Below are 982 nucleotides of genomic sequence, written 5' to 3' on the forward strand. Positions count from 1 at the left end.
ACACTCTACAGCCCAATTCAGCCTGACGCGAAGGCGATTGCCGAAAGTGAAGGGGTCTTCGACGATGTCCTGAAGACCTTCACCGAAGCAATGAGGCAGGCCGCATGACCGACAAAAGCCTCCCGGAGTCACAGGACGACAAGAAGGCTCGCATGATGCGAGCGATCTCCACTGAGCCGCCGGCGCTTCCGAGCATGTTCATCGCTCCGAAATCCGATCCCGCTCCTCAGCCGCCTGCCGCCGAATCTGCGGTGGCAGCGGAGGCTGAAGCGGCGCGGACGTCAGCTCGGCCGGACTTCCGCAAAATGCTGCGACAGGGTCAGAAAAAGGATCCGGTCGCCGGCAGGAAGATCCGCGAAGAGGAAATGGTGCGCTGCGGCTATTACCTTACGGCCGGCGAACAGCGCCAATTCAAGCTGCTCGCGGTCAGCAATGGCCACAGCATGACCGAGTTGCTGCGCCAGGCGGTGCAGGACTACATCAAGGCCCATAAGCACAAGCTACCCAACGAATAGGTCGGCCCGCCCCCGCGGCATCCGCGGCGGTGAGGGTGCAGTGAACGCTCAGGGCCCCGCAGGCGGGGCCGGGCCAGAGGCTCGGCCCGGCGCAAATCAGCTGTGCCCGTCGGCCTCGGTCGCATGCCTTAGCTTATCCGCCCCTACCTAACGCACGGGGCCGCGCCGCGATCCCGATCGCACGTTCCCTGCTCGTAGCGATTTGTCTCCATGTTAGCATGATGATTCCGCATCAAGGCAACATGTTGGCGTAGAAACATGTTGCAAAGTCGACTTGTCGACAAGTTGAAAATGCAAAATGTCTCCGAGGAAACGCGTTTCCTTGCTAACATGTCTAGGTTATTTCGGAATGAAAGCTGGATTCGTCGATGAGACTACCTAAGAAGTATTTTTGCAATGATGAGTTTTGTCTTTGGCAGGATAGCCTATTTTGTGATACACACAAATTAGGCGGCGCGGCCCTGGCG

1 protein-coding gene is annotated in these 982 nt (G+C 58.7%); it reads left to right on the plus strand.

Translation table 11 applies throughout. The features are described 5' to 3' along the window. Positions 1 to 104: 104 nt before the first annotated feature. Positions 105 to 515: a hypothetical protein gene (locus tag EOA29_RS37885; RefSeq protein WP_127222483.1), complete on the plus strand. Its 411-nt coding sequence runs from the start codon at positions 105 to 107 to the stop codon at positions 513 to 515. The last annotated feature ends 467 nt before the right edge of the window (positions 516 to 982 follow it).

The organism is Mesorhizobium sp. M1E.F.Ca.ET.063.01.1.1 (assembly GCF_003998155.1).
Classification (GTDB): domain Bacteria; phylum Pseudomonadota; class Alphaproteobacteria; order Rhizobiales; family Rhizobiaceae; genus Mesorhizobium.

What these genes read in the sequence shown, in the direction of transcription:
- EOA29_RS37885 (WP_127222483.1), top strand. Translation starts at nt 105, where the DNA reads ATGACCGACAAAAGCCTCCCGGAGTCACAGGACGACAAGAAGGCTCGC.